The organism is Microbulbifer maximicatervae (SeqCode), from assembly GCF_052467505.1.
In genome coordinates, this window is the sequence record NZ_CP174313.1 from 1,990,695 (window position 1) to 2,004,511 (window position 13,817).

Sequence of the window (13,817 nt, forward strand, 5' to 3'; positions counted from 1 at the left end):
ATTTATCTTTTCTAAGGCGTCTCGATGACTATATAAGGGCACCTTTCTTGTTTTAAGTAATTTTCTTTCCCATTTACTACAAGATCTTCTAGGTTTTCAAAAATACAAGGAGCACTAGACCAGATGGAATCTGACTTATCCAATAGAAGTTCTTTAGAAAACAGAGTACGACTAAATATTTCAGTTACAGTTGAGTAATTTCCTTGAACTACAGAGTCAAACGTCGCCCCTTTACCTGACACACCCTGTGTAACCCCAGTAGGAACAACCATACTTTTGCTCGCTCTTGACAACGCTTCCATACGAGCTAAGTAGTCGTTAGCAAGAATATCCGTAGAATTAATAAAAGTCGTTAATTCTGCTTTACACTTTCCCATAATTCTATCGAAGAAATCCTTACTTGAATCACCTTCGCATTTAGAAATAATATTACTTACTCTAGTATTATACTTCATGTAAAGCTTTAATTCAGATGACCAATATTCAGAAAATTCTTTTTCCAGTGCAAAGATGATCGAATAATGTTCAAAGGATTGATTCGAAAGTGAACTTAGGCAACGAGACATTGTTTCACAGTTGTCAATCAAAATAACAACATCAATTCTCAACTTATTAAATTCTTCCTGCTCAGAATTTTTTAACCCCAATTTTAGTGGGTGTGAATAATACGGAAAATCGTATAAACTTAAATCCCAACCAGCTTTTTGTGAAAACTCTAGCTGATCTCTTGTTTCCCGAATTGAGCTTTCAGTTACATCGGCTATTACCAAATTTGGATAAATGGCGAATGAATTTTCTTGATAAGATCTATTAAGTGATCTAAGTGCTCCAGAATCAAAAGGCCAATCAAATTTACTAAGCTCATTTAAAAGAAAATCAAATGAAGTGTGATCAATCATGTATGCAAAGCTCCCATCAGCTCCACCACCTGGATAGTATAAGCTTCCTGAGTACATTGAGACTTTACTTCTCTCTAATTGAGTGCAGCCTAAATAAACAAGCTTCCAGTCCGTAGGCAGCTCGAAGCAAGCTTCCTCAAGCTTTCTTTGGAAGTCTTTATGCAAGATAACGTCATCATCAAAAACTGCAATTCTTTTTAGTCTCCGCTCTTTAGCTTCTTGAAGTAGGCCTTTCATTGTTAATAAATAGCCCCATGCTCCGGGAGACTGTATTAATTTTCGATTAATCTGCTTCTCTACCGGGTGAGTCAACCCCCCACCAAAGTATCTATCCCAATCTTTTTTATATTTTTTAGAATAACCATTTACAGCATCGAAACGCTCAACTTGAACTCCATGTTTGGCGAATCTGGTCGAAACAGCTTTCCATTTCTCTACTTGTTCAGTCAAATTTAGGACAAAAACGGCATCCACGTATTGATTCAAACCATAGCCCATTGAAAAGTGACCGCTCTCTATTAATCGCGCTTCAAGGTGATAGTTTTGAGGGCTTAGAAGAATCTGGCTACGCGAAGAGAAAGGAGACTTATGGCTCAGCTGTATAAACTGGCGACTATCATCTTGTACAAGCGCCATCCTACGAGCTCGTTCATGAGGATTTAATATTTGTTTAACTTTTTCACTACTCCAATCAACTGTCTCTTTGTAGTTTTCTCTCTGCCACATCCCTACAAGCTCCTCAGAACCCTTTGCATCCCACAAAGTTTCACTGCTATTAAAACCCGCACGGCAGCAGCGAGCCGTAAAGTCCATGTGAGAATGCCCTCTAAAAGGAAAGCTCAATGTGTCAAAATAACCAACCTTGTTTAGAACTTCAGGGGTAAAAGAAAATAGACACCCCATAGCTTCAATTGAAGAGACCGATGAGCTTAAAAGCTCTGTTGACTTACTATGCTTTGGTTTCTTCCACTCAGAATTGTGGTACACAAGGTGCCCAAAGCCACTATGAATTGCGGCTTCATAATATAATGAATCCCAACCCTCTTTTAAGAAATAGATATCATCGTTACACATCAAACCAAAATCAAAATTTGATGACTTAGATGCATCAAAAAGTGAATTTGATTGTCCCGCAATCGTCTTATTCTTGTTTTTGATCAAAATAATTTGGCAATTATATATATGTAAATTCTGTAAGTATTCTAAGGTACCATCTGTAGATCCATCATCTGCCACCACTAAAACCCAGTGAAATTTATCTGATCGAGTAGCAACAAATGTTTCTATGAATTTTTGTATGTACTCTTGCCTATTCCATGTTGTCACACACAAAGCAAAAACTGGCTTTTTCTTTTCAACATTGAGAGGCTCTACTCTAAAGTGGTCCCGCTTTCCATGTAACTTCTTATATCGCGACGGAAGGACATTACTATATTTTACCGACTCTGCAGTGCTACCAGCTTCAAGGCTAGTGACCTGCACCCCCCTACTGTTGGTGGACTTAGTTTTATTTACAAATTTTTCCTTTTGAAAATGAGCATTGGGTTGATGCTCCTCTTTAAGATCTAAGCCTTTATGCCTGGCCCTATTAAAAGATAAAAGATACCTTTTTATTTTTAGAGGTAATAAAAGCGGGAACCTTATACCTTTTACTATCACTTGGCCAATCTTAAATGAGTTGCTATTCAAGATTAACTGGTATTGCTCACCTAATGAGTCTCTTACATTATTTAGAGATTTCTCATGCTCCCTTTTCGTATTTTTTAACTCTTCTTCTTTCCTTTTTAGCTCTTCCTCTTTCCTTTTTAGCTTCTCTTCATTTTTATTAACTACATCTTTCAGTTCAGAATTTAGTGAAGAATAACTTATAATCTCGTCTAAGGTTTCCCTAACATTAAGAAACTCATTTTCTAAGATTTCCTTCAAATTATTCGCCTGGCTTTCAACATAACCTGAAACTGCATCTTTCTTTGAAGGATTATGTATAGCTGTTAGCTCTGTCAGGGCAGCTTCAAGATCTCCTTCAGCCCCTATATCTGACCAAAACCTAGGAAATTCAACCTCAATATTATCTAAATTAATTTGTATTTTATTGGATTTGTTTTGCAAAAATGCACCAATATTAGAGTTAACAGTTTCCCAGTAATCTAAACATTCATCCAGCCCGCCTGAATCCCTCATCAGAATTCCATGGGAGTAAGCTCGCATAATACTTTGCTCAAAGTCCCATCTTTTATTGTAACTATGAGCTGTTTGAACCCGATCTCGAGTTAAGTGTACATAATACGCATCATTACCATACTGTTTTTCCAATAAACCCAACATCCATGACAAGCGATTATCAACTTCAATATGGAATTCGGGGAACCTCCCCCTCTGAGATGCAAGCAAACCACTCTGAGATTCATGCCCTGATGTATAATTGATCATATGCTCACAAGCTTTTGCAAATGACATAGACCCACATCGCCCTGTACATAGTACAAAGATATTCAAAACTTATCCCTCACAACTTCTCATAATATCAAACATTTTTCTTTGGAATGAAAAGACGGCTATCATCATAGATAACCTTGTATCTTCTCTGCTTTTCTTCTCTATTTGTCACGGAAGCATATTGGCTTCCCCAGGAAATAGCACAACGATAGTCATTACTGTTTTCATGCTGAAGAGTAATATAGTGATTACTCCCCAAGGCGTCGAAAAATGAAGCCTCTTTGTTAAAGCCTAAGCGAGAACATCTAGCTGAAAAATCTATATGCCATTGACCTCTTACCGGAAAATTTTTCTCGTCACAATAACCGACCTTTTCAAGTACTACTTCAGTAAAAGTAAACAAACAACCCATGCAACTATAACAGTCAACAAAAGCCTCACACGTACCTGATGGATCAACGACTCTATTTTTATTAATATCTTCTAGACTATTAACGTCTTCGTTTTCATACTTTATTTCTGGATTGAAATAACATAGATGGGCATACCCACTTGATTTGATAGCATTAATATAGAGAGAATCCCACCCCTTTTTTTTAAAGAGCAAGTCATCATCTATCAAAAAAGCAAAATCAAAACCAATGTTTTTACAAAGATCAAATATAGTATTAGTCTGGCCTACTGCATACTTTCTTCTATTTTTTAAAATATGCAGCTCAAATGGAAAATCGAGCATTTCTAAATATTCTAGAGTGCCGTCAGTGGAACCATCATCAGCCACAATCACCACCCAATCATACTTAGGGTCAGCAGATGCCAACCAAGTTTTCAGGCACTCTGACAAATAATCTAGTCGATTATAAGTCTTTATGGCTATAATTACTTTCTCTCTTCCTGGTACTTTTTTTAAGGAGCTTTTTCTACTCGACAGCAAACCAGTGCAATCACTATCAGCCCCCTCAAAACAAGCACTCTCTAAATTCTCTAGACTCTTCTCTAACCGCCAAATGCCAAAATCATTTTTAGAGTTGTTTATTAAATCTCTATTTCCTGGAACTAAGAATAAAGGCGGGAAGTTTTCTGTACAATTATAAAATCCCAGCATAAAGTTGATAGACTTTAAGGGTTCGAGAACTCCTCTCGAAAAAACATCACGATGAAAGGCCGAGCCAAATATACTAAGGAAATGGACTTGAGTAGGGGATTTTTTTTTATCTGAGGCGTAAAATGGATGAATGGCGCTATTTTCATGGCCAAATTTATATAGCCCTCCTTGAATACCCACAACCGCCTGCCGCTTTAAGTCCTCAATATATCCACAAAGGCAAGCAGCATAGTTATTGGGGTAGATCAAGCTGTTATGACAGATCAGGATATATCCGTGGTGCGAATCAATTTCATAGCTCAGCTCTTCCAATATAGCATTTTCATTTATCCGCTTAAATTTAACTTGAGAGCTATAATTTTGATTTAAATTGTCACGATTAGAAAAACTCAGATAAGTTATATGCTCTACCTGCGGCAATAAAGAATTAATAGCTCTTTCGGCTACCAAAGCAGAGCTGGCTCCACCTAATATTATCGCCTTCCTACCCAACTTTTCATTTTGATTCATCATGTACAGAGCTCGAAATTATTGAAGAAACGTTTACGCTCGCCGATAAAATTCTACCCTTATATAAAATAATCAAATGTCATATCAGTAAGCCAGCCTCAATATAGATAGACACAAAGTCCTAGAAATTTCCTATAACAATAAATCCCTTCTGAAAAGACAGGCATACAACCAACTTAAATATCTCCATTTTTTAATGCTACCTCACCTCTAACTTCACATCTTAATAAATAAAGGTCTCTAACTAGTCGAATAAGAGACAACGGATTTTTTTTACTGCTGACTACCAACTCACCTGCCCGAAAAATAAACCCAGCTTTTACATCCTCATACGCCTCTTTTAATATCTCTTTTTGCTTCTCAGAAACTAAAAGCTGCATATGTATTTCACGTACTTTTCTCTTAAGTAATCTTAACTCAATATTTTTTTGCATTAGCAAACTATAATGGCCTGGATCTTCAATTAAGGAGGCCTTATAATCTTTGGATTTGGAGTTCATCATTCAAAATCAGGACCAAAATAAATGCCAATGCGTATGATAAACACGCTTGACAAGAGCGTTGCTGGGAATTTACATCCAAGACCGTGAATATTCGGACTATTAAGCTCAATCAATCTCACCAAATCTATTAACAGCCCGAATTAATTATAACTATGCCTTTACTATATTACCTATTTTCTTTGTATAACGACCTCTTGTATCAACCAATAATTGTGATTTTTCAGCGAGTAATTCATAGTCAAACGCATCATGGTCTGTTGCTAGCAAGACTAAATCATAATTTAGCAAATCAACCTGATTAAGGTTGACGCTTGACATTGAGAAATCATACTTACGCATTTTAGGAATTGAGGGTACATGCGGATCAGAATATGATACGTCCGCACCCAAATCTAGTAACATTCGCAAGAGCTCCATAGATGGTGATTCTCGCATGTCATCTACGTTTTTCTTATAGGCAATACCTAGAATCAGAATTTTACTGCCATTTACTGACTTTTTTACACTATTTAAAGAGGCGACTACCTTATTTACAACCCATTCTGGCATCATAGTATTAATTTCACCAGCCAACTCAATAAAACGAGTATGTAGGCCATACTCCCTTGCTTTCCAGGTTAGGTAAAATGGGTCAATAGGGATGCAATGTCCCCCTAGACCCGGACCAGGATAGTACGGAGTGAATCCAAATGGCTTTGTTGCGGCAGCTCGAATCACTTCGTGGATATCAATTCCCATGGCATCAGCAACAATTTTCATCTCATTAACCAAGCCTATATTTACCGCCCTATGAATATTTTCAAGCAGCTTTGTCATTTCAGCAGCTCCCACCGAGCTAACAGGAACTACTTTATCTATGACCTCATTATAAAGTGCGACTCCGGCATTCAGGCACGCTGCTGTATATCCACCGCATACTTTTGGAATATTCTGAGTGCTAAAATTTTTATTGCCGGGATCCTCTCTTTCAGGCGAATAGACAATATGCACATCCTTACCAGCAATCAGTCCAGCTTTCTCTACTCGAGGCACCACTTCTTCTTCAGTGGTACCAGGGTACGTAGTACTCTCTAGCGATACCAATTGCCCTTTACGAAGATAAGGCAGCATTTTATCCAGCGTTCCAGTTACAAAAGAGAGGTCCGGCTCGCGATATCTATTAAGGGGAGTGGGAACACAAAGAATCAACGCATCGACTTCCAGCATCTTTGAAAAATCAGTAGTCGCACTTAAGCCCTTCTCGCTTGCATTACGAACTTGCTCGCATGGAATATGCTCTATATAGGACTTTCCCACATTGATTGCTTCTGCTTTTGATTCATCGATATCAAATCCGACTGTAACGAACCCAGCCTCAGCAAAACGAATTGAAAGTGGTAAGCCGACGTAGCCGAGACCCACGATCCCAACTATAGTTTCTTTGGACTTAATTTTTTTTATAAAAGCTTCAGACATATCTAGTAACTCCGAAATGAAATCATCAGTTCAGCCAACCTAGCTTTGAACGGCATGTTTCGTAAAAGTTGTGATCAATCGGGTGGATCAGTGTCAACCGATGCGGTTTCTTATGAATACGTACAACATCTCCAGGCTTTGTAATGACCTGATCGTGCCCATCGCAAGTAACATGGGGGTTTGTGGTATTGTGTTCACCCACTATGATTTTGAATTCGCTGCTCCCTTCCACAACAATCGGACGACTACTGAGTGTGTGTGGGTTCAAAGGAACTAAGACGATAGCATCCAATTTGGGGTGCATAATCGGTCCTCCACCAGAAAGGGCATAAGCGGTAGAACCTGTAGGTGTAGAGACAATCAATCCATCAGAGCGCTGGGTATAAACAAATTGACCATCTATGAAAAGGTTGAATTCGATCATGCGGATAAACTCGCCCGGATGCAGCACCACATCATTCAGGGCGGATCCTTTGCCAATAGGCTTGCCCTCTCTGGTCACCGACATATCAAGTAGAAAACGGCTTTCGGCCATATACTTACCAGACAATACCTCACCAACTTTTTGCTCAATCTCATCAGGGGTAATATCAGTGAGGAAACCCAGCCGTCCACGGTTAATTCCGAGTAAGGGAACGCTGAATTTAGCCAGGGCGCGAGCGGCAGCTAGCAGGCTACCATCCCCACCAACTACAATTACTAAGTCGCAGAGCTCTCCCAGCTTTTCTTTAGAAGATACGCGAGCATTATTGGCTGTGACCGCAGTTGAAGTCTCCTTCTCCAGTACAACCGCATAGCCTCCTCTCTCGAGAAACTCGCTCAAACGCTTGAGTGATAGTACAGCGCTATCACTCTCTATACGGCCAATCAAGCCGATATTAAAAAATTCCGACACCGCTTCCCCTCTGGGTGGCCGAACCAAGGCCTTACAAATAACACTTTGCCAACTTGATACCCACCACTACCAGGTAAGTCCGATAGTCATAGCTTCTCTAAATGTGACAGGCAATTATGCCTTAGCTTGGTACGTGAGTCGAATTACGGATGACAAGTCAGAGGTCGGGCACCGTCGAATGACCACACCCTTAATTCAGTCGGCACAATGGAATCCGCGCCGACCCTGCAGTCCCCCAGAGTGCAGAGCTAAAACCTTAAATCCGCTGCAAATACGGCCAGCGCGGACCTCTTGAGAAAGAGCATATAAAAGTTTTGCAGTGTAGATAGGATCCAAGGGGATACCGGACTGACGCTCGAAAGACTGATGAAAATCCAACAGCCGACCGGGGTACTTGCCATAGCCTCCACAGTGATACTGATTGGTCAAATGAATATTATTCATAGTGATACATGAATTATCAGAGGCATTGCCTCCCGACAACACCGCCCGCCAATGTCGCACTTCTCTACGAATGCCGTCCCCGGCCTTTAATACCTCAACACCATGTACCGGGAAACTGTCTATAGATGAACTCAGCCCGCCCAAAGTTAACCCAGTGCCACAAGCGACCCAGAGCTGGTCGAATTTAATCGGGGCTGTCTCTTCAATAATTTGACCCAACAGGCTCACCCCCCTTGCTCCAGCAAAGTTTGCCCCACCTTCCGGGATGTAGAGCCCGCAGTTTGGCTCTAGCCCAATTAGCCCCAAAAAATCGGGATGATGGCGAAGTCGGTACTCTTGTCGAGAGATAAAGATTAATCGCATCCCTAACCGCTCTGCATCCTGAAGCATGCCACTCATCACAGGCGGTCGTTGGCCACGAACAACACCAACTGTACGAAATCCAAACCGCGCCCCCGCTGCTGCGGTGGCATGCAAATGATTTGACCAAGCGCCACCGCAAGTAATCAGGACCTCAAAGCCCCTCTCGCTCGCTTCCGTTAGGTTGTATAGGAGCTTATAGGCCTTGTTTCCTGAAATTAGAGGGTCCAAAAGGTCATCTCGACGAACCCATAGCTCAATCCCTGAGAACTGATCACTATCAACTCTTTGATAAGGGATTGCCCGTGCTGCATCGAGAATACTTTTCAAATTGAGGCAAGTTAAGTAGCGAATTTGTATAGCCCTCTTTACCAGGTAAATACTCAGAGATTCACCCATTAATTCATACGGTCGAGCTTTGTAAATCAAAGCAAAAAACCATTGCTCTGAAAGATACGCCCCTTCTACATATCATTTCAGGCAAGGGGTGAAGGACTCCTAATAAAACAACATCGAACCCAAAGCCTGCAACTGACACTTAATAAGCGGTATTACATTTACCAAAAATTACATCACCACAATTACCAGTCATTAATCTAGCCAAGGCAAATCGCACTTATTAAGCAAATCATTATCAGCCAGCTGCTATCAGAAAACCAAAACTAATCGCCGAAATCAATTATTCTAATTAAGCAAGCTTCCCTACTGGCACCCTTCTTTATTCGACTGACAGGCGCCACTAAGGCTTTTTAAATCGCGCCCCTGCAAAAGGAAAACCTTTACTGGCTTCACCCTCTTTCAGGCGAGAAAGACTAAACAGTGTTCCACAATATTCCTGCCAATGCTCAAATCCACTAGCCTAAAATTAGAAAATTGAGATTGAATCCTTAGCACACTTCCAATCGGTAAGGGCAAGTTAGCCATATAGAAAATCAAATCTGTCGAGCCATCTTACACTGGGCGAAATGAACTAAAGCTCCAGTCTGCCCCCCTCAGGCTTATTTTTCCGCCATAAAAAAAGGCCCCCTCTCTCGAGGGGGCCTTTTTCGTATCTGGCGGACCGGACGGGACTCGAACCCGCGACCTCCGGCGTGACAGGCCGGCATTCTAACCAACTGAACTACCGGTCCTCGGTAGTAAACTTCCTCTATGGAAGTTGGTGGGTGGTACAGGGGTCGAACCTGTGACCTACGGCTTGTAAGGCCGTCGCTCTCCCAACTGAGCTAACCACCCGGTGCTCTTTGCTATAGGGGCCGTGCCCCCTTGAGCGACGCGCATATTACCCGACTGTAGATTCCTGTCAACAATTTTCACGCCAAATAATCACGTCCGATTAATTTCCATCCGATTCGTCTGGTAAAGAGACAGGAACCCCCCTCATTTCAGCCTCTTCAGTACTTGCTCCCTGCAAGACCTTACCCTGCCGATAGTCTGGGTCTAGCAGATGCCCAGCTATCTTCACAGGTATCCCCCTCGGTATCAGCTGCTCTTTTGGGCGGGCCAAGTCTTGCTCGTTGTAATTACACACACCAGTAGGAAATATTCTCTTTAGATCTGCCACACGACTGGAAATTTCCTCAGTGAATGGACCGTAGATCCCCTTCGCCAACGCCCGCTCAACCGGCTGTAGAGCGCACTTAAAGACATCATCGGTCACCGGTGCCCCCGCCACTTGCCTTGATGTACTATGAATCGGGTATACCCTCATACACTTCCCGGGAGCCTGGCTATTCCAGGGGCCATTCCAGACCTTGCCTCCAGACGCTAGCAAATTTCCTTCCTTGTCAAAGCATCGATCATTGGCGTCATCCGGGCGGTTTTCCACTACACCTTTACCTGGGTTTTCTATGATGCTCTGCATCCAACGGTCAACTAAATCCAGCGCCTCATGCAGCGGGTTGTAGCCTTTGTCACTCATCCAAATCAGTTGATTCTCCGCATGTCCACGGGCGCGCCGAATACGCTCGCGTGCAGAAAAAGAGGCAGAGCTGTGGTGCATATCAGGCTCTTTATCGAGGTAGTGCCGCAAATCAATAATAGGAATCTCTACATCCCCCAGGAAAACGTGCCCGGAACGATATATTCCATTAATAGCCTCCAGACTTGCGCGGCTGCGCTTCGCCGGCTTTTGGAGTGTTCCCATATTGAGGTTTTGCTCGCTCCAAAGGGACAAGCGAACCGGAAACATATTCCCATTCATAAACCATAACTGCTCTTGGCTCTGGTCTTCTGGCACTTTCCAGCCACCTACAGCAGCATTGACACGTAAAAATGTATCTATATTGATTTCGCCGTTCACCAGGGCTTTCAGGCCGTACTGCACCCCCTCATTGTCCCAAGAACTATTTGCGTACCCTGATGCGTTTGCACCATAAAATTGGCGAAGGTCCTCCCAGTGCGTCCAATGCACTTTTGGGACAACCTCAGCAGCGAAACTCTTAGCAAAGTGAACAAAGTTAGGGTTATTAACCAACGGTACTAAGCCTCGCCACCCTTCGACACATTCAGTGGTTCCCTGCATCCTATCTCGGTAACGACTATCAAAAATCCCAGCAAAAAAGCTCAACACTCCAAATTTACTTGAACCATTCTCACTGGCAGCTAACCCCTGGATAACCGTGCGCTCCTCTGCTTTTTTCCAGCGCTGATTCTGCCTATCCACAATGTCAAAAAAGTACTCCAGTGGCTCACAGTCGAAGGCATAAATTGTTTGGGACACCATATCTGGGTAGGAATACAAGGGGATAGCAGCATCTAAGAGGCCCGGTGCATTCTGCGCAAATAGATACTGCTGGATCGCTCCACCTGACCCCCCAATGCCAACGGTGTACATTGGCTCCCCATATAACGATACAAATTGCTTTTTCACCCTACGAGCAGTGTCTTCTGCCAGCCACATGTTGTAGTGGTTTCTAGTCTGATTGGCGGTCGAATAGACAATCGCATAACCGCGCGCAAGCTCATCCATTCGCCGCGTGGTGATATCTCCTTTGTTGATTTTTCCCTGGCGCCCTCCAATGCCTACGCCACCACGGAACTGATAGATCAGCCGCTTATTCCAGTTACTACCACTTGGCCTACCTGCAGACTCACCCTCGCCCCTCAATACTGCTATTGCATAAAAGTGACGGTTGATCGTGCCTGTCTCTACACGAACAATAAAATCTACCTGCTTCCCGTTTACCGTCACCTTATCGATATCATTTCTGGCCTCATGCAGATAGTGAAACTGGCCATCAGTGGTACTACGGTAAAAATAGGTAACCTCTGTAGCGTGACTGCAATCCCGGCTATACCCAATAACCTCTTTTGTCTTCCTGCCCTTATCATTTAGAGCAAAGATAGGCACCCCTTCACCATCCTGGTTATCTACCAGGGGCTGCTTATTTGTAATATTGTTTTTCCCGCAATAAAGAGGGTACCTGGCTGGGCCACTGAATAGAGTCTCTACAGGCCCTACTTCTCCCAAGCCAATAGGAAATGGGAAATATTCAGGCGGGCGGGACATCATTCGGGGGTGAGGACCGGAATAAGCTGGCGCAGGTTGATAGTCCAACACCCCTTCAGGAACCTTCAACACCGGAGCATCTACGCTCCCGTGGACTTTTGGCAGCTGGTTATACCCATACCAAGCTGCTGCCCCCAGGCCCACTAGCACCAAGAGCAAAATAGAGAGTATCCAGCCTCTCCTAACGGACATAAGCGCCTCCACAGGAAACATCACTTTCTGTACAGCTTGAGTATATGAACGGATGTCCCAGGCTACTGGCAGTTGGCGCCGAGGAAGACTTAAAGAGAGGCAGGACTTGTAGAGCGATGCGCAGAAGCGCAAATATCTTTAGGACAAAAACAAAAAAAGGGAATCTCCTGATCCCCTTTTCGAAAGCAGTACCGCCTAGTCTTTAGCGATAATGCCTTTCTCTTGGAGAGTGGAGAGAATCACTTCTACTTCCTCTTCAAGAGTCATTTCAGCAGTATTCAGGTGCAATTCTGGTGAAACAGGTGCCTCATAGGGATCATCTATACCAGTAAAACCTTTGATCTCACCTGCGCGAGCTTTCTTATACAAGCCTTTGGGGTCGCGTGCCTCAGCCTCTTTCAGTGGGCAGTCTACGAACACTTCCATATACGGAAGATCTCCTGCTTCATGCATCTTTCTTACTAAATCACGATCTTCACGGTACGGACTGATAAAACTGGATAAAACAACCACGCCAGTATCCGCAAACAACTTGGAAATTTCGCCTACACGTCGGATATTTTCCTGGCGGTCCTCAGCTGAGAAGCCAAGGTTAGAATTGATGCCCAAGCGGATGTTATCGCCATCCAGACGGTAACTGAGCACGCCACGAGCAGCCAGAGCCTTCTCTACGGCAACAGCCACAGTGCTCTTACCAGAGCCCGAAAGGCCGGTGAACCAGAGGGTCACGCCTTTGTGGCCGAGGATACTCGCCCGGTTTTCGCGGGTCACATCACCCTCATGCCAATGGACATTGGTCGCTTTTTGCTCAACTGTAGCTGTCACTGATTACTCCAAATCTTGAATACAATCCTAGTGTCACAGGTATCAAGCATTTCACTGCACTCTGTGCCAATGCCTGCCTGTGATGTGGGCGCTAATTATTGAGTATTTGGGCGGTAAGCGTAAAGCCCTCTGTTATAACGTGTCTATTCAACTCAAAGTCTTAAGTGCATAAGCAACAAAGTGGCATTGTTCTAATAGTGGGGCCGAATGGGCAAAATAACTCTATAGACAGGACTTTTTTGCTTGGAATCTGCTCCAGTGGTACTACTGCAGGCAGCATCATTAAACCATTCTGCCACTAGCATCCCTTCGTTACGCTAAGGCTGAGTGGGACATCAGGTTGTTACACTAATCCATCTATAACTAGGTACTTCTATTAGCTATTGAGTGAAATAAAGAATGGAGCAAGAAGTATCACTAGTCACAAACGCTCGCAACCAATACCCATCTACATATTTTGTAAATCTATAAATTCTCACCGGGGATGTAAGCCCTTTCCGGTAGCCCCTTTTACTCGCTCCAATGAACTATATGCCGTTGAATCATCAGCAGGAAAGCAAATAGCAGCTAGGGAAATTTGGCAAGGAGGTTCCTATACAATGCTACCCTCCTTAACCTCAAGCAAAGAAACTTAGGAACATCGCTACCCTATTGGACTAGCTAGGCAAACCAAAGTAGACCATTC

8 protein-coding genes and 2 tRNA genes are annotated in these 13,817 nt (G+C 43.0%); all 10 read right to left on the reverse strand.

Translation table 11 applies throughout. The features are described from left to right. Nucleotides 1–11 precede the first annotated feature (11 nt). Nucleotides 12–3,356 carry a glycosyltransferase gene (locus ACJJIN_RS08680; protein ID WP_444897722.1) on the reverse strand — a complete coding sequence of 1,115 codons (3,345 nt, stop codon included), beginning with the start codon at nt 3,354–3,356 and terminating at the stop codon, nt 12–14. A 67-nt stretch (nt 3,357–3,423) separates the two neighbouring features. Then, nucleotides 3,424–4,953, reverse strand: a complete 1,530-nt coding sequence (locus ACJJIN_RS08685) for a glycosyltransferase family 2 protein (protein ID WP_444897723.1) — start codon at nt 4,951–4,953, stop codon at nt 3,424–3,426. Between the two features lie 173 nt (nt 4,954–5,126). Beyond that, a complete protein-coding gene (locus ACJJIN_RS08690; RefSeq protein ID WP_444897724.1) occupies nt 5,127–5,453 on the reverse strand; it encodes a hypothetical protein in 327 nt (108 codons plus the stop codon). A 150-nt stretch (nt 5,454–5,603) separates the two neighbouring features. Further along, the gene (locus ACJJIN_RS08695; protein WP_444897725.1) at nt 5,604–6,908 is read right to left on the reverse strand and encodes a nucleotide sugar dehydrogenase; all 1,305 of its coding nucleotides are present in this window, start codon (nt 6,906–6,908) and stop codon (nt 5,604–5,606) included. A 25-nt stretch (nt 6,909–6,933) separates the two neighbouring features. Continuing rightward, complete coding sequence (locus tag ACJJIN_RS08700) at nt 6,934–7,803, reverse strand: NAD(+) kinase (protein ID WP_444897726.1); 870 nt, start codon at nt 7,801–7,803, stop codon at nt 6,934–6,936. Between the two features lie 195 nt (nt 7,804–7,998). Further along, on the reverse strand, nt 7,999–9,006 hold the full coding sequence (locus ACJJIN_RS08705) for a 1-aminocyclopropane-1-carboxylate deaminase/D-cysteine desulfhydrase (RefSeq protein WP_444897727.1): 1,008 nt from the start codon (nt 9,004–9,006) through the stop codon (nt 7,999–8,001). Between the two features lie 654 nt (nt 9,007–9,660). Beyond that, a tRNA-Asp gene (locus tag ACJJIN_RS08710) sits at nt 9,661–9,737 on the reverse strand. Nucleotides 9,738–9,764: 27 nt separating this feature from the next. Continuing rightward, a tRNA-Val gene (locus ACJJIN_RS08715) sits at nt 9,765–9,840 on the reverse strand. A 100-nt stretch (nt 9,841–9,940) separates the two neighbouring features. After that, nucleotides 9,941–12,307: a DUF6351 family protein gene (locus ACJJIN_RS08720; protein WP_444897728.1), complete on the reverse strand. Its 2,367-nt coding sequence runs from the start codon at nt 12,305–12,307 to the stop codon at nt 9,941–9,943. A gap of 195 nt (nt 12,308–12,502) precedes the next feature. Next, entirely contained in the window at nt 12,503–13,132 is a 630-nt protein-coding gene (gene cysC, locus ACJJIN_RS08725; RefSeq protein ID WP_282932285.1) for an adenylyl-sulfate kinase, read from the reverse strand. Nucleotides 13,133–13,817 lie beyond the last annotated feature (685 nt).

Coding starts and splice junctions, on each gene's coding strand:
- ACJJIN_RS08680 (WP_444897722.1), bottom strand. CDS start 3,356: ATGTCATTTGCAAAAGCTTGTGAGCATATGATCAATTATACATCAGGG.
- ACJJIN_RS08685 (WP_444897723.1), bottom strand. CDS start 4,953: ATGATGAATCAAAATGAAAAGTTGGGTAGGAAGGCGATAATATTAGGT.
- ACJJIN_RS08690 (WP_444897724.1), bottom strand. CDS start 5,453: ATGATGAACTCCAAATCCAAAGATTATAAGGCCTCCTTAATTGAAGAT.
- ACJJIN_RS08695 (WP_444897725.1), bottom strand. CDS start 6,908: ATGTCTGAAGCTTTTATAAAAAAAATTAAGTCCAAAGAAACTATAGTT.
- ACJJIN_RS08705 (WP_444897727.1), bottom strand. CDS start 9,006: ATGGGTGAATCTCTGAGTATTTACCTGGTAAAGAGGGCTATACAAATT.
- ACJJIN_RS08720 (WP_444897728.1), bottom strand. CDS start 12,307: ATGTCCGTTAGGAGAGGCTGGATACTCTCTATTTTGCTCTTGGTGCTA.